General features: G+C 73.3%; 17 protein-coding genes. 12 read left to right on the plus strand and 5 right to left on the minus strand.

Annotated elements, in window-relative coordinates; translation table 11 throughout:
- Nucleotides 1–55 precede the first annotated feature (55 nt).
- From ABZ806_RS10060 to ABZ806_RS10095, 8 genes are all read left to right on the plus strand, one after another.
- Entirely contained in the window at nt 56–799 is a 744-nt protein-coding gene (locus tag ABZ806_RS10060; RefSeq protein WP_500216523.1) for a cell division protein FtsQ/DivIB, read from the plus strand.
- 394 nt (nt 800–1,193) lie between these two features.
- Entirely contained in the window at nt 1,194–2,681 is a 1,488-nt protein-coding gene (gene ftsZ / locus ABZ806_RS10065; RefSeq protein WP_500216524.1) for a cell division protein FtsZ, read from the plus strand.
- Nucleotides 2,678–3,421 carry a peptidoglycan editing factor PgeF gene (gene pgeF, locus ABZ806_RS10070; protein ID WP_500216525.1) on the plus strand — a complete coding sequence of 248 codons (744 nt, stop codon included), beginning with the start codon at nt 2,678–2,680 and terminating at the stop codon, nt 3,419–3,421. The genes ftsZ and pgeF overlap by 4 nt, the downstream gene beginning before the upstream one ends.
- Nucleotides 3,418–4,155, plus strand: a complete 738-nt coding sequence (locus ABZ806_RS10075) for a YggS family pyridoxal phosphate-dependent enzyme (protein ID WP_500216526.1) — start codon at nt 3,418–3,420, stop codon at nt 4,153–4,155. Before pgeF ends, ABZ806_RS10075 begins: the two co-directional genes overlap by 4 nt.
- Nucleotides 4,156–4,260: 105 nt before the next feature.
- Entirely contained in the window at nt 4,261–4,797 is a 537-nt protein-coding gene (locus ABZ806_RS10080) for a cell division protein SepF (RefSeq protein WP_500216527.1), read from the plus strand.
- An 18-nt stretch (nt 4,798–4,815) separates the two neighbouring features.
- Nucleotides 4,816–5,112 carry a YggT family protein gene (locus ABZ806_RS10085; RefSeq protein WP_500216528.1) on the plus strand — a complete coding sequence of 99 codons (297 nt, stop codon included), beginning with the start codon at nt 4,816–4,818 and terminating at the stop codon, nt 5,110–5,112.
- A gap of 57 nt (nt 5,113–5,169) precedes the next feature.
- Nucleotides 5,170–6,102, plus strand: a complete 933-nt coding sequence (locus tag ABZ806_RS10090) for a DivIVA domain-containing protein (protein WP_500216529.1) — start codon at nt 5,170–5,172, stop codon at nt 6,100–6,102.
- 153 nt (nt 6,103–6,255) lie between these two features.
- The gene (locus ABZ806_RS10095) at nt 6,256–7,668 is read left to right on the plus strand and encodes a hypothetical protein (protein WP_500216530.1); all 1,413 of its coding nucleotides are present in this window, start codon (nt 6,256–6,258) and stop codon (nt 7,666–7,668) included.
- A 137-nt stretch (nt 7,669–7,805) separates the two neighbouring features.
- On the opposite strand, the gene ABZ806_RS10100 is transcribed toward ABZ806_RS10095, so the two are convergent.
- Both ABZ806_RS10100 and ileS read right to left on the minus strand, forming a co-directional pair.
- Nucleotides 7,806–8,597, minus strand: a complete 792-nt coding sequence (locus tag ABZ806_RS10100; protein WP_500216531.1) for a DUF1707 SHOCT-like domain-containing protein — start codon at nt 8,595–8,597, stop codon at nt 7,806–7,808.
- Nucleotides 8,598–8,707: 110 nt separating this feature from the next.
- Nucleotides 8,708–11,908 carry an isoleucine--tRNA ligase gene (gene ileS / locus ABZ806_RS10105; protein WP_500216532.1) on the minus strand — a complete coding sequence of 1,067 codons (3,201 nt, stop codon included), beginning with the start codon at nt 11,906–11,908 and terminating at the stop codon, nt 8,708–8,710.
- A 754-nt stretch (nt 11,909–12,662) separates the two neighbouring features.
- On the opposite strand from ileS, the gene ABZ806_RS10110 reads away from it, so the two are divergent.
- The 3 genes from ABZ806_RS10110 (at nt 12,663) to ABZ806_RS10120 (ending at nt 14,715) form a co-directional block, all read left to right on the plus strand.
- Nucleotides 12,663–13,043 carry a TraR/DksA family transcriptional regulator gene (locus ABZ806_RS10110; protein WP_500216647.1) on the plus strand — a complete coding sequence of 127 codons (381 nt, stop codon included), beginning with the start codon at nt 12,663–12,665 and terminating at the stop codon, nt 13,041–13,043.
- Between the two features lie 68 nt (nt 13,044–13,111).
- Nucleotides 13,112–13,783: a signal peptidase II gene (gene lspA, locus ABZ806_RS10115; protein WP_500216533.1), complete on the plus strand. Its 672-nt coding sequence runs from the start codon at nt 13,112–13,114 to the stop codon at nt 13,781–13,783.
- Complete coding sequence (locus tag ABZ806_RS10120; RefSeq protein ID WP_500216534.1) at nt 13,783–14,715, plus strand: RluA family pseudouridine synthase; 933 nt, start codon at nt 13,783–13,785, stop codon at nt 14,713–14,715. Before lspA ends, ABZ806_RS10120 begins: the two co-directional genes overlap by 1 nt.
- A 31-nt stretch (nt 14,716–14,746) precedes the next feature.
- Here ABZ806_RS10120 and ABZ806_RS10125 read toward each other — a convergent pair whose 3' ends face one another.
- Genes ABZ806_RS10125 through ABZ806_RS10135 form a run of 3 tightly spaced genes read right to left on the minus strand, consistent with a single transcriptional unit; the run spans nt 14,747 to nt 16,106 of the window.
- Nucleotides 14,747–15,058: an AzlD domain-containing protein gene (locus ABZ806_RS10125; RefSeq protein ID WP_500216535.1), complete on the minus strand. Its 312-nt coding sequence runs from the start codon at nt 15,056–15,058 to the stop codon at nt 14,747–14,749.
- Nucleotides 15,055–15,750: an AzlC family ABC transporter permease gene (locus ABZ806_RS10130; RefSeq protein WP_500216537.1), complete on the minus strand. Its 696-nt coding sequence runs from the start codon at nt 15,748–15,750 to the stop codon at nt 15,055–15,057. Before ABZ806_RS10130 ends, ABZ806_RS10125 begins: the two co-directional genes overlap by 4 nt.
- Nucleotides 15,747–16,106, minus strand: a complete 360-nt coding sequence (locus ABZ806_RS10135) for a chorismate mutase (RefSeq protein WP_500216538.1) — start codon at nt 16,104–16,106, stop codon at nt 15,747–15,749. Before ABZ806_RS10135 ends, ABZ806_RS10130 begins: the two co-directional genes overlap by 4 nt.
- 445 nt (nt 16,107–16,551) lie before the next feature.
- On the opposite strand from ABZ806_RS10135, the gene dnaE reads away from it, so the two are divergent.
- Entirely contained in the window at nt 16,552–20,082 is a 3,531-nt protein-coding gene (gene dnaE, locus ABZ806_RS10140; RefSeq protein ID WP_500216539.1) for a DNA polymerase III subunit alpha, read from the plus strand.
- Nucleotides 20,083–20,109: the final 27 nt, after the last annotated feature.

Below are 20,109 nucleotides of genomic sequence, written 5' to 3' on the forward strand. Positions count from 1 at the left end.
CGCCGCCGCCCGCGCGGTCGGCCGCGCCGGGGGAGAGAACTGTCAAGCTTGGGTCATGACCGAGGCGCGGACGGACCGGCGTGCGGCCCCGCCGCGGGAGCCGGACGCCGGGCGCGGCCGCCCGAACCGGTGGAAGGCGATCTTCGTCACGCTGCTGGTCGTCGGCGCGCTCGGCCTGGTGACCTGGGTGCTGCTCGGCTCCCGGCTGCTGGTGGTGCGGCATGTGGAGGTGTCCGGCGCCGGCCTGGCGCCGCACGACCGGATCGTCGCCGCCGCCGCGATCGACCTCGGCACGCCGATGGCGCGGCTGCGCACCGGCGCGGTCGCCGAGCGGGTGGAGCGGCTCCGCGAGGTCGAGTCGGCGGAGATCGAGCGGCACTGGCCGGGCACGGTCCGGATCGTGGTGCGCGAGCGGGTGCCGGTCGCGGTCTTCGAGCGCGACGGGCGCTACCACCTGCTCGACCGGCACGGGGTCGTGGTGGCCGACGGGGAGTCCCGCCCGTCCGGGCTGCCGGTGCTGACGGCCGCCTCGCCGGGGCCGTCCGACCAGGCGACACGCGCGGCGCTGACCGTGCTGACCGGTCTGCCGGGGCGGCTGCGCGGCGGGCTGGGCGAGGTGGAGGCCACCGGTCCCGAGGCGGTCACGCTGCACATGAAGGACGGGCAGACGGTGGTGTGGGGCGCCGCCGAGGGGGCAGGAGAGAAGACCAGGCTGCTGGACGCCGTGCGGCGCACCGCGGCCGGGCGGGCCATCCGCACCGTCGACATCAGCTCCCCCGGGGTCCTCAAGACGAAGTGATCTGGACGAACTGATCCGGGGAAGTGGACCGGGTGCGTGTGTCGCGGCGATTCCGGCGGGCTGATGGGGCACGCTGGAACGGTCATGCCGGATCGAGGCGGACGAGGGAGGGGCATGCCGGTGCACGCGGGCCGCGGATCGGACGACCGTCCGACGCCAACCAGGGCAAACCTGTGCCAGGTGCGACACGCCGGTGGAGTTCGGGGGAGGTTAGTTGACCCTGGCGGTAAGGCCGCCCTACTGTCCGTATCAGTCTTCAGGTTGACATAACTGTAAGCCTCAAGTTGAGGGTGAGGGTTTCGGCCCCGCCCCAGTGCACAGGTCGGGAACACCGCGGCGGCACGGTCGATCGGACCGGGCAGGGCGGTCGGAGAGAGCGGAAAGGCCCCTCGTCGTGGCAGCACCGCAGAACTACCTCGCGGTCATCAAGGTCGTCGGCATCGGCGGCGGCGGCGTCAACGCCGTCAACCGGATGATCGAAGAGGGTCTCAAGGGCGTCGAGTTCATCGCGATCAACACGGACGCCCAGGCGCTGCTGATGAGTGACGCCGACGTGAAACTGGACGTGGGCCGCGAGCTCACCCGCGGCCTCGGCGCCGGGGCCAACCCGGACGTCGGCCGCAAGGCCGCCGAGGACCACCGGGAGGAGATCGAGGAGGTCCTCAAGGGCGCCGACATGGTGTTCGTCACCGCCGGTGAGGGCGGCGGCACCGGCACCGGCGGCGCGCCCGTGGTCGCCAACATCGCCCGCACCCTCGGCGCGCTCACCATAGGAGTCGTCACCCGCCCGTTCAGCTTCGAGGGCAAGCGCCGCGCCATGCAGGCCGAGGCCGGCATCGAGACGCTGCGCGACGAGGTCGACACCCTCATCGTCATCCCCAACGACCGGCTGCTGTCGATCTCCGACCGGCAGGTCAGCGTGCTGGACGCCTTCAAGGCCGCCGACCAGGTGCTGCTGTCCGGTGTCCAGGGCATCACCGACCTCATCACCACCCCGGGCCTGATCAACCTGGACTTCGCCGACGTCAAGTCGGTCATGTCCGGCGCCGGCTCGGCGCTGATGGGCATCGGCTCCGCGCGCGGCGACGACCGCAGCGTCGCCGCCGCCGAGATGGCGATCTCCAGCCCGCTGCTGGAGGCCAGCATCGACGGCGCGCACGGCGTGCTGCTGTCCATCTCCGGCGGCTCCGACCTCGGGCTGTTCGAGATCAACGAGGCCGCGCAGCTCGTGTCGAACGCCGCGGCCCCGGACGCCAACATCATCTTCGGCGCGGTCATCGACGACGCCCTCGGCGACGAGGTCCGGGTCACGGTGATCGCGGCGGGTTTTGACGAGGGCCGACCCGCCAAGCCGGTCCCCGAACCCGAGAGCAAGCGGCTGCCGCCGCCCCCGCCCCGCCCGGTGCCGCCGCCCGCGGCGCCCGCCGCCCCGGCCAACCCGATCCCGAGCAGGGTCGGGCGGGCCGAGCCGGCGAGCGGCCAGCAGGCGGGCCGGCCGGCGGGCCAGCCGGGGACGCAGCCGTCGGTGGCGCAGGCCGCCGCCGCGCCGCAGCCGCCGGCTCCGGCGCAGCCGACCGCGCCGGCCCCGGCGGTGCGCGCCGACGGCGACCGCGCGCAGGGCCACGACGACCGGGTGGCGGAGCGCGGCGACCGCGGCGAGCAGGCCCGGCCGGAGCACGCGTCGGCCGGCCCGCCGGGGGACCGGGACGGCGGCGAGTCCGCCGGCTCCCGCACGCCCGCGCCGCGGCAGCCCACCGAGCAGGGCTCCACCCGCGTGCACGCGGGCGAGAGCGACGGCGGCCCCGCCTCCGCCGGGCAGCGCCGCCGCCCCGTGGTGTTCGACGAGGACGACGACCTCGATGTCCCCGACTTCCTGAAGTGATCACCACCGTCGCCCTGGGCGACGGCGTCGGCGCCGCCTTCACCGGCCGCGCCGGCGGCGTGAGCAGGCCCCCCTACGACTCCCTGAACCTGGGCGGCGCGGTCGGCGACGACCCCGCCGCCGTGCACGGCAACCGGCGGCGCGCCGCCGGGGCGCTCGGCGTCGACCCCGGCCGCACCGTGTTCATGCGGCAGGTGCACGGCGCGGACGTCGCGTTCGTCACCTCCCCCGAGACCCCCGGCCCCGTCGACGCCGTCGTCACGACCGTCCCGGGGCTCGCCCTCGCCGTCCTCGTCGCCGACTGCGCGCCCGTGCTGCTGGCCGACCCCGTCGCCGGGGTCGTCGGCGCCGCCCACTCCGGCCGTCCCGGCACGGCCGCCGGGGTCGTCCCGGCGCTGGTGAAGGCGATGTGCGAGCGGGGTGCCGACCCCGCGCGGATGACCGCCGCGATCGGCCCCGCCGCGTGCGGCCGCTGCTACGAGGTGCCCGCCGCGATGCGGGACGAGGTCGCCGCCGTCGCGCCCGCCGCGTACTCCACCACGTCCCGGGGCACCCCCGGCCTGGACATCCGCGCCGGCGTCGCCGAGCAGCTCGCGTCCGCCGGGGTGGCCGGCGCCGCCGTCGACCCGCGCTGCACCATCGAGGACCCGGACCTCTTCTCCTACCGCCGCGAGGGGAGCACCGGCCGCTTCGCCGGATACGTCTGGCTCACCGGCGACTCGGCGGAGGACGCCGCGTGACCGAGGAGGGCGAGCAGGGAAGGCCCGCCCCGGACGAGCGCCGCGCGGAGCTCGCCGAGGGCCTCGCCGCGGTGCGCGCCCGCATCGCCGCCGCCTGCGCCGCCGCCGGCCGGGACGAGAGCGGGATCACGCTCATCGCGGTGACCAAGACCTTCCCCGCCTCCGATGTGCGGCTGCTGGCCGGACTCGGCCTCGCCGACGTCGGCGAGAACCGCGACCAGGAGGCCCGCCCCAAGGCCGCCGAATGCGCCGGCCTCCCGCTGACCTGGCACTTCGTCGGCAGGCTGCAGACCAACAAGGCCCGCGCGGTGGCCGGCTACGCCGACGTCGTGCACTCGGTGGACCGCCCCCGGCTGGTCGCCGCCCTGTCGGACGCCGCCGTCCGCGCCGGCCGCACGCTGCGCTGCCTCGTCCAGGTGTCGCTGGACGAGGACCCCGCCGGCGGGCGGGGCGGCGCGGCTCCCGGCGCCGTGCCGGAGGTGGCCGGTGCGATCGCGGAGGCCGCCGGCCTGGAGCTCGGCGGTGTGATGGCCGTCGCGCCGCTCGGCCCCGACCCGCTGCCCGCCTTCGCCCGGCTCGCGGGGGTGGCGGAGGAGATGCGAAGGAACCATCCGGACGCCCGGATCGTCAGTGCGGGTATGAGCGGCGACTTGGAACAGGCGATCGCGTGCGGCGCGACACACCTGCGGGTCGGTACGGCGTTGCTCGGCGGCCGACGGGCAATCGTCAGGTAATGTCCCCCCAGTGGTACCTGCCGGAACGCGGGTCGCCACGTCGGACCAGTCCACCGGCGGCACCGGACGCGCCCGGAGCCGCCACCACAGGACACGGAGGGGCGTATGGCCAGCGCGATGCGCAAGATGGCGGTCTACCTCGGCCTTGTGGAGGACGACCGTTACGACGACAAGTACGGCGACTACGACGAGTACGAGGTATACGACGACGAGACCGACCCCGGTCAGAGCCGTCGTCGCGAGGACGAATCCGGCGGTCAGCTTACCCGAGCGGAAGAGACCGCGGACCGGGATCGCGACCATCACTCCACGCCGACCATAGAGCGACGCTCCGTGGCGCTCTACGAGTCCGGTACCACCGACCTCGCTCGTATCACTACTCTGCATCCCAGGACCTACAACGAGGCACGGACCATCGGCGAGCACTTCAGGGAGGGCACACCGGTGATCATGAATCTGACCGAGATGGTCGACAGCGATGCCAAGCGGCTGGTCGACTTCGCGGCGGGTCTCGTGTTCGGCCTGCACGGGAGCATTGAGCGTGTTACGAACAAGGTGTTCCTGCTGTCGCCCGCCAACGTGGAGGTGACGGCGGAGGACAAGGCCCGGATGGCGGAACGTGGGTTCTTCAACCAGAGCTGAGAGTCGCAGAGAGTATCCGTGAACATCGCTGGACAGGTACTGACGTACCTCCTGTACTTCTTCCTCCTCTTCCTGATCGGGAGGCTGGTGCTGGAGGTCCTGCAGTCGTTCGCCCGCCAATGGAAGCCGTCCGGGGTGGTGCTGGTGATCGCCGAGGCGACCTACACCGTCACCGATCCGCCACTGAAACTGCTGAGGCGTTTCATCCCGCCGGTCCGGCTGGGTAACGTTGCCCTGGACCTCAGCTTCACCGTGCTCATCCTTGTGGTCTGGATCCTCATCATGGTCATTGGCTCCGTATTCGGCGGTCCCTAGACCGATCGGATACCGTCCTTCGGGGACAGACTCCAAGCGCGCCAAGGAGACGAGAACATGCCGCTGACACCCGCCGACGTGCGGAACAAGCAGTTCAGTACCACCAGGCTGAGGCCGGGGTACGACGAGGAGGAGGTGGACGCCTTCCTCGACGAGGTCGAGGCGGAGCTCGACCGCCTCATCCAGGAGAACGAGGAGCTGCGGGCCAAGCTCGCCGAATGCCTGCGCGGCAAGGTCCCGGCCATGGCCGCTCCCATCGTGGAGCCGAAGCCGGACGTCCAGAAGATCCCCGAGCCGCCCCGCCCGGAGCCGCAGCAGCAGCCCGAGCCGGAGCCCGCCCCCCTCGGCGGCCTCGGCATGGCGCCCGCGCCCTCCGGCGAGGACAACATGGACACCGCGGCCCGCGTGCTCGCGCTCGCGCAGCAGACCGCCGACCAGGCGATCGCCGACGCCCGCCGGGAGGCCGACGAGACGCTCGGCCGCGCCCGCCGCGAGGCCGAGGAGATCCTCGGCAAGGCCCGCCGGCAGGCCGACCAGATCGTCAGCGAGGCCCGCTCGCGCGCCGAGGCCCTCGACCGCGACGCCCAGGAGCGGCACCGCCAGGTCATGGGCTCGCTCGTGCAGCAGCGCGAGGAGCTGGAGCGCGAGGTCGACAACCTGCGCGCCTTCGAGCGCGAGTACCGCAGCCGCCTGAAGGTGTACCTGGAGGGCCAGCTGCGCGACCTGGAGGCGGGCAGCACCGAGACCGGCGCGTTCGCCGCCGTCCCGGGCGCGGCCCCCGTCCAGTCCCAGCAGAACGCGCCCCAGGGTCCGCAGACCGGCCCGCAGAGCAGCCTGCCGCACGCGGACAACCGCAACGGCGGCGCCGGCGGCCCGTCCTCCGCGCCCGGCCAGTTCCCGCCGCCCGCCGAGCACGGCCAGCAGGTCCAGCACTCGGCGACCGGCGCGTTCCACGCGGGCGGCGACAACCCGCCGCACGACAGGCGCTGACGCGGGCGCCGCAGGCGATAGTGTCGTCCCCGACCCCCGCGCCGGGCGTGGCAGCGGCGCCACCCCGGTGATGCCGGGGGGTCGTACAGGGCGGCCACCGGTCCCTTCGCGCGGGTCCGGAGCCGAGCGGTCCGAACGAGTGGGAGAGACCCTGTGATCATCCTGAGTGGCGTTCTCGTGGTGGTGGCGATCGCCCTGCTGGTAGCGGGAATCGTCGCCGGCAACGGAGACAGCGCGCAGGTCTTCGGCCTGGACGCGCTGGTGGTGATCTACATATCGATCGCCGTCAGCATCATCTCCGCCCTGTGCCTGGCCATCGGGGTGTTCCTGCGGCGCAAGGAGCTCTGGGGCTCCGGTGCCTCGGCCGCGCCCGCCCGCGCGAGCAAGAGGGCCAAGAAGGACAAGCGCAAGAAGGCCGCGCCCCCGGCGCCGGCCAAGGGCACCGCGGGCGTCCCGGCGCCGCCCGCCCCGGCCGCCGACCCGGACGACGACGTGCTGGAGATGCCCGCTCCGCCCGCCGACGTCCCCGACGACGCGATGGTGTTCGTCGTCCGCGGCCGCAAGCGCTACCACCTCGACACGTGCCGGCAGCTCGCCGGGCGCGACGCCGAGGAACTGACCTACGCCGAGGCCAAGGAGGAGGGGTTCAGCCCCTGCACCGCCTGCCTGCCCGACACCGCGCTCGCGGCGCGCGCCGCGGCGTCGGTGCCCGCGTCGGCCGGCCCGGGCAAGGGCCCGCGCGGGGACGCGCCGGGCACGGCGGGGGCCGCGAGCCGCGAGCCCGGCCCGGAGCGCTCCGGGAGCGGACCGGCGGGCCCGGCCGAGCCGGCGCCCGCGCCGACCTCCTTCGACACGCCCCGGTCGTTCGACACGCCCGCCTCCTTCGATCGGCCCGCCTCCTCCGACACGCCCGGATCCTTCGACCGGAAGGGCGCGTTCGACCGGACGGCCGAGATCCCGCGCGCGGACGAGCCCGCGGCGCCGGAACCGCCCGCCGCGGACCCGGCCGGGCCGACGCTGACCGACCTGCCCGCCGCGGGGCTGTTCGGCAAGGCGGCCGAGAAGGCGCCCAGCGCGCCGGAGACGGCCGCGGAGCCCGAACCCGGGGACCGGGAGCCGGAGGCCCGCTCCGTCTGGGAGAGGCCCGCTGAGGCCGACTCCGCGTCACCGGACGCCACGGTCGACCTGGGCCCGGCCTCGTACACCGGTACGGAGGCGACCCCGAAGCCGCGCCATGCGCACGACACGGCCGATGACGACTCCGGCGACGAGGACGCCGCCGGGGCCGGCGAGGGCGACGCCCTCGCGCCCGGGCCGGTCGCGGAATCCGGCCCGTCCGCCGCGGACTCCGCGGATGACGAGCCCGCCGCCGAGCCGGCCGGGGACGGCCCGCAGGTGCGCATCCTCAGCGGCACCAAGCGCTACCACCGCGTCGACTGCGCCCTCATCGAGGACATCGGCGACGAGGCCGACGACCTGGAGTCGCTGTCCCGCGCCGAGGCGAAGTCCCGTGGCTGCACGCCCTGCCTGGTCTGCCAGCCCGACCGCCTGCGCGCCCGCGACTGACCCGCCCGCGACCGACCCGCCCGGCCGACTGCCTGAGAGGGGTCGGCGGGATCGGTCGGCCGCACGCGGTCGGCGTGCTGGTGGACCGCCGGCCGGGGACGGTCGGCGGTTCCGCGCGTGCAGGGCCGTCGGCGGGCTCAGCGGTCGCGGTGTCGTTCGTCGCGCAGCTCCCGGAGGCGGTCACGGCGCTCGTCGCGGTGCCGCCTGAGCTCCTCGTGCCGCTCCCGGTGCATCTCGCGGATCTCCCGGTGCTGCTCGCGGTGCAGCTCGTGGATGTCCCGGTGCCGGCCGCGGCGGCCCTTCTCGCCGACGGCGCGGCGGCTGACCGAGACGCCGCCGAACAGCACCATCCCGGTGAGCCGGATGACGGGCGCGTCCGGGTCCACGGTGTCGTCCTCCGGCAGGTCGCTCCCGCCGAAGATCGCGGTGGGGGACTCGGTGACGCGGACGCCCGGCGGGACGGTGATGTCCACCCCGCCGAACACGCACGTGATGTTGACGGTCACCTCGTTCCGGCTGAGGACCGCCTGCCGGAAGTCGAGTTCCACGCCGCCGAACACGCAGGAGACGTTGGTGGTGGGCTCGGCCAGCCAGCGGCCCTTCCGCTGCGCCCCCGCGAAGATCGCCACCAGGTGGGGGGACTGGGCGGGGGGCGGGGCGAGGGCGGGCTCCTTGCGGAGGTTCACCTGGGGGTGCGGCGGCTGCTCGGACGGCAGGTCGCTGAGGACGGGTTCCAGGTCGGCGTACGTCCTGGCCTGGTAGACGGCGTCGATGCGCTCGGCGTGCTCCTCCGCCGTGATGCGCCCTTCCGCCAGCGCCTCGCGCAGGCGGTCGGCCACCTCGTCGCGGTCGGCGTCCGACGCGCGCATGCTCGCGGGTGACGGCGGGGCCGGGGGTTCGGAGCCGGAAGGCTGCTCGGGAAGACTCACCGGACCATCATCGCAAACGAGATGTGTCGCGACGAACCCCGTTACGGAAAAGTTCTCCGCCGCGCCCGGATCCGGCCGGGCGCGGCGGAGGCGTTCGAGCCCCGCGGGGCTCAGCTCTTGCGGAGGTAGTAGGTCAGCCCCAAGTCCTCGTCGCGGGTCGCGGGGACGCCGGCGGGCCGGCCCTCGCTCACCGCGGTCGCCAGGACCTCGGCCGCCACCTCGGCGGTGTGGGCGCGCAGCGCCTCCGCGAGATCGGTGCCGCTCGCCTCCCACCACAGCTCGATGCGGTCGGTGACCTCCAGCCCGGCGGCCTTGCGGGCCTCCTGGACGAGCCGGACGGCCTCCCGCACCAGCCCCGCGCGGCGCAGCTCCGGGGTGACGGTGAGGTCGAGCGCCACGGTCTCGCCGGCGGCGCTCTCCACCGCCCAGCCGCTGCGCGGCCGCTCGGTGACGATCACGTCGTCCGCCGTCAGCGGCACCGTGCCGAGCTCGGCGGCCTCGACCTGCGCCGTGCCCGCGCGGACCGCCCGCACGAGGTCCGCGGCGCCGGCGGAGGTGATCGCCTTGGCGACCTTCGGGGTGTCCTTGGCGTAGCGCTTGCCGAGCTCCCGGAAGTTCGGCTTGACCTCGTACTCGACGAGGTCGCCGCCGATCGAGGACAGCTCCTCGAACGCCTGGACGTTCAGCTCCTCGGAGATCTGCGCCCGCAGCTGCGCGGGCAGCGCGGACCAGCCGGGGGCGCCGACGAGGGCGCGGCCGAGCGGCTGCCGGGTCCGGACGCCGCTCGCGGCCCGCGCGGAGCGGCCCAGCTCGACCAGCCGCCGGACGAGCGCCATCTGCGCGGTCAGGGCCTCGTCGAGGAGGCCCTCGTCGACGGCGGGCCAGTCGGTCAGGTGGACCGACTCGGGGCCGTCCTCGGGGCGGATGACGTCCCAGACGTGGTCGGTGATGAACGGGACGATCGGCGACATCAGCCGGGTGAGGGTCTCCAGGCACTCGTACAGCGTCGCGAACGCGGCGGACCCCTCCGCGGTCTCCGGGCCCTCCCAGAAGCGCCGCCGGGACCGCCGCACGTACCAGTTCGACAGGTCGTCCACGAACTGGGAGAGGCGCCGGCCCGCGCGGGCGGTGTCGAACTCCTCCAGCGCCGCGTCGACCTCGCGGACGGTGCGGTGCAGCTCGGCGAGCGCCCAGCGGTCCAGCAGCGGCCGGTCGGCGGGGGCAGGGGCCTCCGCCAGCCGGTCCGGCGTCCAGGCGCGCCCCTGCGACTCGGCCGCGTTGGCGTACAGGACGAAGAACGAGGCGGTGTTCCAGTACGTGAGGAGGACCTTGCGGACGATCTCCTCCAGGGCGCCGTGCCCGACGCGGCGGGACGCCCAGGGCAGTCCGCTCGCGGCCATGAACCAGCGCACCGCGTCGGCGCCGTGCTCGTCCATCAGCGGGATGGGCCGCAGCACGTTGCCGAGGTGCTTGCTCATCTTCCGGCCGTCCTCGGCGAGGATCAGGCCGAGGCAGACGACGTTCTCGTAGGACGACCGGTCGAACACGAGCGTCCCGACGGCCATCAGGGAGTAGAACCACCCGCGGGTCTGGTCCTGGGCCTCGCAGATGTACTGGGCCGGGTAGGCGTTCTCGAAGACGTCGTTGTTGCGGTGGGGGGCGCCCCACTGCGCGAACGGCATCGACCCCGAGTCGTACCAGGCGTCGATGACGTCGGGGACGCGGCGTGCCTCCGCCCCGCACGTGCCTGATTCCGCGTCTCCGGCATGGGCAGGGCACGCGAACGTCACGTCGTCCACATACGGCCGGTGCGGGTCGAGCGCGGACAGGTCGCGCCCTGCCAGCTCGCCCAGCTCCTTGAGCGATCCGACGCACGTGACGTGCTCCTCGTCGCCGCCGCAGACCCACAGCGGGAGGGGAGTGCCCCAGTAGCGGCTGCGGGACAGCGACCAGTCGACGTTGTTGCGCAGCCATTCCCCGTACCGGCCGTGCTTGACCGTCTCGGGGTACCAGTTGGTCTTCTCGTTCTCCTCCAGCAGCCGGTCCTTGATCTGCGTGGTCCGGATGTACCAGGCGGGGAGCGCGTAGTAGAGCAGCGGCGTGTGGCAGCGCCAGCAGTGCGGGTAGCTGTGCTCGAAGTGCCCGCCGCGGAACAGCAGCCCGCGCGCGCGCAGGTCCTCGGTGAGCGGCTCGTCGGCGTCCTTGAAGAACTTGTTGCCGACGAGGGGGACCTCCCGCAGGAAGCGCCCGTCCGGCCCGATCGGGTTGACGATGGGCATCCCGTACCGCTTGCAGACGGTCATGTCGTCGCCGCCGAACGCGGGGGCCTGGTGGACGAGCCCGGTGCCGTCCTCGACGGTGACGTAGTCGCCGAGCACCACGTAGTGCGCGTCGGGGATGTCGACCAGGTCGAAGGGCCGCGTGTAGGTCGTCCGCTCCAGCTCGGTGCCCTGGAAGGCGGCGAGCCGCTCGGCGCCCTCACCGAGCACCTGGTCGACGAGGGGTTCGGCAACGACGAGGACCTCGTCCGATCCCGCCGGGCGGGCCGCGACGTAGGTGACGTCCGGGTGGACGGCCACGGCTGTGTTGGACACCAGCGTCCACGGGGTCGTGGTCCAGATGAGCAGCGCGGCGCCCATCTCGGCCAGCGGACCGGACGTGACGGGCATCCGCACGTACACCGACGGGCTCGACACCGTCTCGTACCCGCCGGGCTGGCCCAGCTCGTGGTCGGACAGGCCCGTCCCGCAGCGCGGGCAGTACGGGGTGATGCGGAAGTCGCGGAACAGCAGGCCCTTGTCGAACACCTGCTTCAGCGACCACCAGACGGCCTCGACGTACTCGGGGTCCATCGTCCGGTACGCCTGGTCGGTGTTGACCCAGTACCCCATGCGCTCGGTCATCTCTTCGAACGCGTCCACGTGGCGCAGGACCGACTCGCGGCAGCGGGCGTTGAACTCCGCGACGCCGTACTCCTCGATGTCCTTCTTGCCGGTGAGGCCGAGCTCCTTCTCCACGGCGACCTCGACGGGCAGCCCGTGGCAGTCCCAGCCGGCCTTGCGAGGGACGTGGTGGCCCTTCATGGTCTTGAAGCGGGGGAAGACGTCCTTGAAGACGCGGGCCTCGACGTGGTGGACGCCCGGCATGCCGTTGGCGGTGGGCGGGCCCTCGTAGAACACCCAGGGCTCACCGGACGCGGTGCGCTCCAGCGACCGCTCGAAGACCTTGTTCTCCTGCCAGCGGCGCAGCATGTCCCGCTCCAGCGCGGGCAGATCGACCTGCGCGGGCAGCGGCCGAAAAGCTCGGCTCACGATGGCGGACCTCCGGATCGACGTGACCACGTTGACCGGAGGGACGAGGCGCGAGCCCCGCGGTACCACCCTCCTTGGCCGCGCCCAGGGCACGGCCCGCTTCGTTCGAGTCTCGGCTGCCGGGTCTACCGCGCCCGCGGACCGGGTCCGGGGCGGTTCTTCCGGCGGCTCGGGGGTGATCAGACCGCCGCGCTCGCCCCCGGGCTCGCACCGTCCCCGGGTCGCTCATGGCCGCGTTCGGCGGCAGGTGTCCCCGTCAGGGCCTGCCGTACGACTACTCGCTGCACTCTAACGCACGCGCGGGCCGGGATCTTCCCCGTTTCCCGCCGCCGCCCGGCCCGGCGGGCGGCGGGCCGTTCCTTTGCGATTCCGTGCGCCGCCGCGGGGTTTCCGGGCGATCGGCGGGCGGGCATAAGCGGTCGGTACCACGGCCCAGGTTGTTTACCGTGCCCGAGAAGGGGGACCAATGCTGCCCGCACTGCCCGTCGAGGCGATCAGCGCGAGGGAGGCCGATATGGCCGGCGCGACGAAGGGCACGCTGCCCGCCGGAGAACCGCCCGCCGGGGAACCGCCGGCCGGGAGACCGCCGGCCGGCGGGACGCCCGCCGGGGAGCGGCCCGCGGCGGGCCGCAAGACCCGGGGCAAGGCCCCCGCGGCGAAGAAGCCCGTTCGGAAACCGGCAGGCGGGACCGCGGCGGAGCCCGCGGAGGCCGGGGCGCCGGCCGCGGCGGCCGGCGCGGCCAGGGCGGCGGAGCTGCCGGTGCGCGAGGGCGAGCACCGCTGGACGGCCGCGGAGCTCGCCGAGGTGCGGGCCGGGCTGCAGGAGCAGGTGGCGGCCCTGCGCACCGAGATCGCCGCGTCCGCCAGTCAGATCGCCGAGGGCGACGGCAGCGACGGGGCCGGCGACGACCAGGCCGACGCGGGCGCCAAGACCTACGAGCGCGAGCACGAGCTCGCACTGTCCTACAATTCACAGGACCTGCTCGCCCAGATAGAGCGGGCCGTCCAGCGGATGGACGCCGGCACGTACGGGACCTGCGAGTCCTGCGCCAGGCCGATCGGCAAGGCGCGCCTCCAGGTCTTTCCGCGTGCGACCCTGTGTGTGACATGCAAACAACGCGAGGAACGTCGCTGAGCGACTCAACGAACCCAGAGCGCGAGGCCGGGGAATCCACGGGATCTCCTCGGCCGCGCCGCGTCGGCGTGCTGGTCGCCGTGGCCCTGGCCGCGCTGATCGCCGACATCGTGTCCAAGATCATCGTGGTGGCGACGCTGCAGGACCGGGAGCCGATCCGGCTGCTCGGCGGGCTGCTGACGCTGCTGGAGACCCGCAACAGCGGGGCCGCCTTCTCGATCGGCACCGGCTACACGATCGTGTTCACCCTGATCGCCTGCGGCGTGGTGGTGGCCATCCTGCGGACCGCCCGCAACCTGCGGAGCCTGCCGTGGGCGGTGTGCCTCGGGCTGCTGCTCGGCGGCGCGCTCGGCAACCTCGCGGACCGGCTGGTGCGCGCCCCGGCCCCGCTGAAGGGCCATGTCGTCGACTGGATCCAGCTGCCGCACTGGCCGGTGTTCAACCTGGCCGACTCGGCGATCGTCTGCGGCGGCGTCCTCGCCGTGCTGCTGGCGGCGCGCGGCCTGCAGGTCGACGGGACCCGCATCGCCGACACCCACGACGACCCCCCGGAGCCGGAACCCAAGGCCGAGCCGGAACCCGAGGCCACGCCCGAGGCCGTGTCCGAGCCCGTGTCCGAGCCCGTGTCCGAGCCCGTGTCCGAGCCCGTGTCCGAGGCCACCCCCGAGGCCACCCCCGACGCCGCGTCGGAGTCCCCGGCCGGGGAGCCGGAGACGGCTCCGGAAGAGAAGCGGTCCTGATGGGCGACGTGCGGAGCCTGCCCGTGCCGGACGGGCTGGAGGGCGAGCGGGTCGACGCGGCGCTGGCCCGGCTGTTCGGGCTGTCGCGGGGCAGCGCCGCCGAGATCATCGCCGCGGGCGACGTCCTGCTGGACGGCGCGGAGGTGGCGACCAAGTCCGAGCGGCTGCGCGCCGGGGCCTGGCTGGAGGTCACGCTCCCGCCCCCGCCGGCGCCGCCCGCGCCGGTCGCCGAGCCCGTCCCCGGGATGGGCCTGCTGTTCGAGGACGACGACATCGTCGTCGTGAACAAGCCGATCGGCGTCGCCGCCCACCCCACCACCGGCTGGACGGGCCCGACCGTCCTCGGCGGGCTGCTCGGCGCCGGGCACACGATCGCGACGAGCGGCGCGTCCGAGCGGCAGGGCATCGTGCACCGGCTGGACGCCAACACCACCGGCGCGATGGTCGTGGCGAAGAGCGAGGTCGCGTACTCGCGGCTCAAGCGGGCGTTCAAGGAGCGCCGCATCGACAAGCGCTACCAGGCGCTGGTGCAGGGCCACCCGGACCCGTTCCGGGGCACCGTCGACGCGCCGATCGACCGGCATCCGTCCGGCGACGGCCGGTTCGCGGTCGTGGCGGGCGGCAAGCCGTCGGTCACGCACTACGACACGGTGGAGGCGTTCCGGGCCGCGACGCTGCTCGACATCGACCTGGAGACGGGGCGCACCCACCAGATCCGGGTGCACATGTCCGCGATCCGGCACCCGTGCGTGGGGGACATGGCCTACGGCGCCGACCCGACGCTCGCCGCCCGGCTCGGCCTGAAGCGGCAGTGGCTGCACGCCGCCCGGCTGGGGTTCGAGCACCCCACCAGGGGCGAGTGGGTCGAGTTCCAGAGCCCGTACCCCGACGACCTGGCCCGCGCCCTGAAGATCGTCGAGGCGGAGTCCTGACCGCTGGGTCCCGACCGCTGGGTCCCGACCGCTACAGGCCGAGCAGGCGCAGCCCGGCGGTGACGCCGGCGGCGGCGACCAGCACGACCAGGAACGGGGCGCGCAGCACGAGCGCGGCGACGGCCGCGCCGAGGCCCGCGAGCCGTGCGGGGTCGAGGTCCAGGGACTTCCCGTCGGCCAGTGCCTGGACGGCGATCAGCGCGGTCAGCAGCGCCACCGGCACCAGTTCGGTGAACCGGCGCACCCGCGGGTCGTCCAGGACGCACTGCGGGGTGACGAGCCCGGCGAGCTTGAGCGCGTAGCAGCCGAGCCCGGTCGCGATCACCGCGATCCACACGCTCACGGGGCCTCCCTGCGGAGCAGGGCGGGCAGCGCGGCGACGGCGGCCAGCATGACCGGGACGCCGGGCGGCAGCAGCGGCGTCGCCGCGACCGCGATCACGGCCGCCGCCAACGCGACCCGCACCGCGCCCCCGCCGCCCGTCAGGCGCGGCCAGAGCAGCGCGAGGAAGGCGGCCGGGCCGAGGACGTCCAGGCCGATGGCGTCGGGGTCGCCCAGCCGGGCCGTGCCGGCCGCGCCGAGCAGCGTTGTCGCGTTCCAGGTCAGGTAGAGGCTGATCGCGGTGGTGTAGAACCCGGCGCGGGCCGCCGCCGGGCCGGGCTGCGCGGTCGCGACGGCGGCGGTCTCGTCGATGACCACCTGCGCGGTGACGAGGCGGCGCCACCCGCGCACGCCGAGCGTCCGGGCCAGCCGCATCCCGTACAGGGCGTTGCGCCCGCCGAGCAGCACCGCGCCGAGCGAGCCGGCGACGAGGCCGCCGCCCCCGCCGACCACGCCCGCCAGCGCGAACTGGGACGCGCCGGTGAACGCCAGCAGGCTCAGCACGCACGCCTGCGCGACGCCGAGGCCCGCGGTGACCGCCGCCGCCCCGAACGCGAGCCCGGAGATCCCCACGGCGACGCCCACGCTCAGCCCGGCCCGGACGGCCGACGCCCGCGCCTCCTCGTCCGGCCCGGCGGCCTCCAGCGTGTTCATCGGCGCGCTTGCGCCGCGTCCAGACCCGCCTCGATGACCGCGTTCATGATGCGGGCGAGCCGGTCCGGCCCGAGGGAGGGGGCGTGCACGGCCATGGCCTCGACGATCTCCCGCTCCCGGCGGGGATCGCGGCCGGCGAAGCCGCCGACCGGCTTGAGCCGCTGGACGGCGGCGGCCGCGGCGGCGCGGTGCTCCAGCAGGACGGCGAGCGCGGCGTCGAGCGCGTCGATCGCGGCCCTGGCCTCCCCGAGGCCGCCGATCGCGGCGGCGTCGGGCAGCGCGACGCGAAGCTCGCCCGGCGCGCCGGGGGACGGGCGCGCGGCGGGCTCGGCGGGGTCGATGACCTGGTCGTGCATGTCGGGTTCCCTCTCGTGCCTGGGCGGGGCCGCGCAGGGAGGATTCGGTGCCCGGGGCCGCGCCTGGTCGATGGACGTCCAAGGAAAAGGCGAAGCCCGGTGGGGGCTTCGCCTCGGCCAGCTCCGGGTTCGTCGCTCAGGTCGCGGCGGCGACCGGCTCGCCCGGAGCCGGCGGCGTAAACCTGGGATGGCGACGTTCCACGGCCCAGATGGTACGCGCCGCCGTCCCGCGGGCCAAACTCCGGACATGGCGTCCCACGTGCTGAGACACCGCGGGGATAGGGCGCGTCGGGGCGCATGGGGCACCCGGGGCGAGTTAGGCTCTCAGGACCGCGTCATCCCGGCTCCCGCCGGGTTGGCGATCTTCCCCCGGAACCGATCACGCCACCACGTGCCGGCCAGGCCCGTGGGCGGTCGCATGCGACGAGCAGGAGGCGCAGCGCACATGGCCGACTCTTTCGTACATCTGCACGTCCATACCGAGTACTCCATGCTCGACGGAGCCGCCCGGCTGAAGCAGATGTTCGAAGAGGTCGACCGGCAGAAGATGCCGGCGATCGCCATGACCGACCACGGCAACATGCACGGCGCCTACGAGTTCCACAAGCACGCCAAGGCCGCCGGGGTCACCCCGGTGATCGGCATCGAGGCGTACATGGCGCCGGAGTCGCGGTTCCACAAGAAGAAGGTCCAGTGGGGCGAGCCGAGCCAGAAGCGCGACGACGTCTCCGGCGGCGGGCTGATCAACCACATGACGCTGTGGGCGCGCAACAGGGCCGGCCTGCACAACATGTTCAAGCTGTCGAGCCGCGCGTACACCGAGGGCTTCGTGTTCAAGTACGCGCGCATGGACGAGGAGCTGCTCGCCGAGCACGCCGACGGCGTGATGGGCACCACGGGCTGCCCGTCCGGCAAGATCCAGACGCGGCTGCGGCTCGGCCAGTTCGACGAGGCGCTGAAGGCCGCCGCCACCTTCCAGGACATCCTCGGCAGGGACAACTACTTCCTGGAGCTGATGGACCACGGCCTCGACATCGAGCGCCGCGTCCGCGACGGCCTGATCGAGATCAGCAGGAAGCTGAACATCCCGCCGGTCGTCACCAACGACTCGCACTACACGCACGAGTCGGAGTCCACCGCGCACGACGCGCTGCTGTGCGTCCAGGTGGGCAAGCAGCTCGCCGACCCCGACCGGTTCCGGTTCGACGGGTCCGGCTACTACCTCAAGACGTCGGACGAGATGCGCGGCATCGACACGTCCGACATCTGGCTCGAAGGCTGCCGGAACACCCTCCTCGTCGCGGAGCGGGTCGACCCGGAGGGCATGTTCGAGTACCAGGACCTCAGCCCCCGCTTCCCCGTACCCGAGGGCGAGACGGAGGAGAGCTGGTTCCGCAAGGAGGTCTGGAAGGGCCTGGAGCGCCGCTTCCCGGGCGGCCTTCCCGAGGGCTACAAGGAGCAGGCCGACTACGAGATGGGCGTCATCCTCGGCAAGGGGTACCCGTCCTACTTCCTCGTCGTCGCCGACTTCATCATGTGGGCCAAGGAGAACGGCATCCTGGTCGGGCCGGGGCGCGGCTCGGCCGCGGGCTCGCTGATCGCCTACGCGATGGGGATCACCGACCTCGACCCGATCCCGCACGGGCTCATCTTCGAGCGGTTCCTGAACCCCGAGCGCGCGTCCATGCCCGACATCGACATCGACTTCCCTGAAGACCGGCGGGCCGAGGTCATCAGGTACACGACGGAGAAGTGGGGCGCCGACAAGGTCTCCTTCATCGCCACGTTCGGCACGATCAAGGCGAAGGCCGCGATCAAGGACGCGGGCCGCGTCCTCGGCTTCCCCTACGCGCTCGGCGACCGGATCTCCAAGGCGTTCCCGCCCGCGGTCATGGGCAAGGACATCCCGCTGTCGGGCATCTTCGACGACAAGCACCCCCGCCACGGCGAGGCGGGCGAGCTGCGCAAGCTGTACGAGGAAGAGACCGACGTCAAGCAGATCATGGACCTGGCGCAGGGCCTGGAGGGGCTGATCCGGCAGACCGGCGTGCACGCCGCCGGGATCATCATGTCCGGTGAGACGATCACCGACCACGTGCCGATCATGCGCCGGGACGCCGACGGCGCGATCATCACGCAGTTCGACTACCCGACCTGCGAGACGCTCGGCCTGCTGAAGATGGACTTCCTCGGCCTGCGGAACCTGACGATCATCGACGACGCGCTCAAGGGCATCAAGAAGAACAAGGGCGTGGACGTCGACCTGCTCGGCCTGCCGCTGGATGACCAGCCGACCTACGACCTGCTCGCGCGCGGCGACACCCTCGGGGTGTTCCAGTTCGACGGCGGCCCGATGCGGTCGCTGCTGCGGCTGATGAAGCCCGACAACTTCGAGGACATCTCCGCCGTCGGCGCCCTGTACCGGCCGGGGCCGATGGGCGCGAACTCCCACACCAACTACGCGCTCCGCAAGAACGGCCAGCAGGAGATCACCCCGATCCACCCGGAGCTGGAGGAGCCGCTCCGGGAGATCCTCGACACGACCTACGGCCTGATCGTCTACCAGGAGCAGGTCATGGCGATCGCGCAGAAGGTGGCGGGCTACACGCTCGGCAAGGCGGACCTGCTCCGCCGGGTCATGGGCAAGAAGAAGAAGGCCGAGCTGGACGCCCAGTTCGTCGGGTTCGAGCAGGGCATGATCGACAACGGCTTCTCCAAGGAGGCCGTGAAGACGCTGTGGGACATCCTCGTCCCGTTCTCCGACTACGCGTTCAACAAGGCGCACTCCGCCGCGTACGGGCTCGTCTCGTACTGGACGGCGTACCTGAAGGCGAACTACCCGGCCGAGTACATGGCGGGCCTGCTCACGTCCGTCGGCGACGACAAGGACAAGAGCGCCCTCTACCTGTCGGAGTGCCGCCGGATGGGCCTGAAGGTCCTGCCGCCGGACGTCAACACGTCCGAGGCCGACTTCACCCCGCTCGGCGACACCGAGATCCGGTTCGGGCTGTCGGCGGTCCGCAACGTCGGCCACAACGTGGTGGACGGGATCGTCGCCGCCCGCAGGGAGAAGGGCGCCTACGGCGACTTCAACGACTTCCTCGACAAGGTCCCGTCGCAGGTGTGCAACAAGCGGGTCGTGGAGTCGCTGATCAAGGCCGGCGCGTTCGACGACCTGGACCACCAGCGCAAGGCGCTGCTGATGGTGCACGAGCAGGCCATCGACTCGGTCATCGACCTCAAGCGCAAGGAGGCCATCGGCCAGGACTCCCTGTTCGGCGCGCTGGAGGACGACGGCGGCGACCACGCCTTCACCGTCGCGATCCCCGAGGGCGAGGAGTGGGACAAGACCACCCTGCTGGCGTTCGAGCGGGAGATGCTCGGCCTGTACGTCTCCGACCACCCGCTGCTCGGCGTCGAGCACATCCTGGAGCGCGAGGCCGACTGCGCGATCGCGTCGCTGAACGAGGGGGAGCGGCCGGACGGCCAGATCGTCATCGTGGCCGGGCTGCTGTCCGGCCTGCAGCGCAAGGTCACCAAGCAGGGCAACTCGTGGGCGATGTTCCAGCTGGAGGACCTGGCCGGCTCGATCGAGGTGCTGTGCTTCCCGTCGTCCTACCAGCTGTGCTCCACGCTGCTCGCCGAGGACGCGATCCTGATCGTGAAGGGCAGGCTGGACCGCCGCGAGGACATCGCGAAGATCATCGCGATGGAGGTCACCCAGCCCGACCTGACGATCACCGACGCGACCGGCCCGCTCTCGGTGACGATGCCGCTCGGGCGCTGCACGCCGCCGACGGTCTCCCGCCTCAAGGAGGTGCTGATCACCCACCCCGGGACGGCGGAGGTGCATCTGCACGTCCAGAACGGCCCGCGCACGACGGTCGTCCGGCTGGACGACCGGCTCCGCGTGGCCCCGTCCCCGGCCCTGATGGGCGACCTGAAGCAGCTCCTCGGCCCGTCCTGCCTCGGCTGACGGCCGCCCGCCGCCGCGCGGAGCCCG

It is taken from the genome of Spirillospora sp. NPDC047418 (assembly GCF_040643275.1).
Classification (GTDB): domain Bacteria; phylum Actinomycetota; class Actinomycetes; order Streptosporangiales; family Streptosporangiaceae; genus Spirillospora.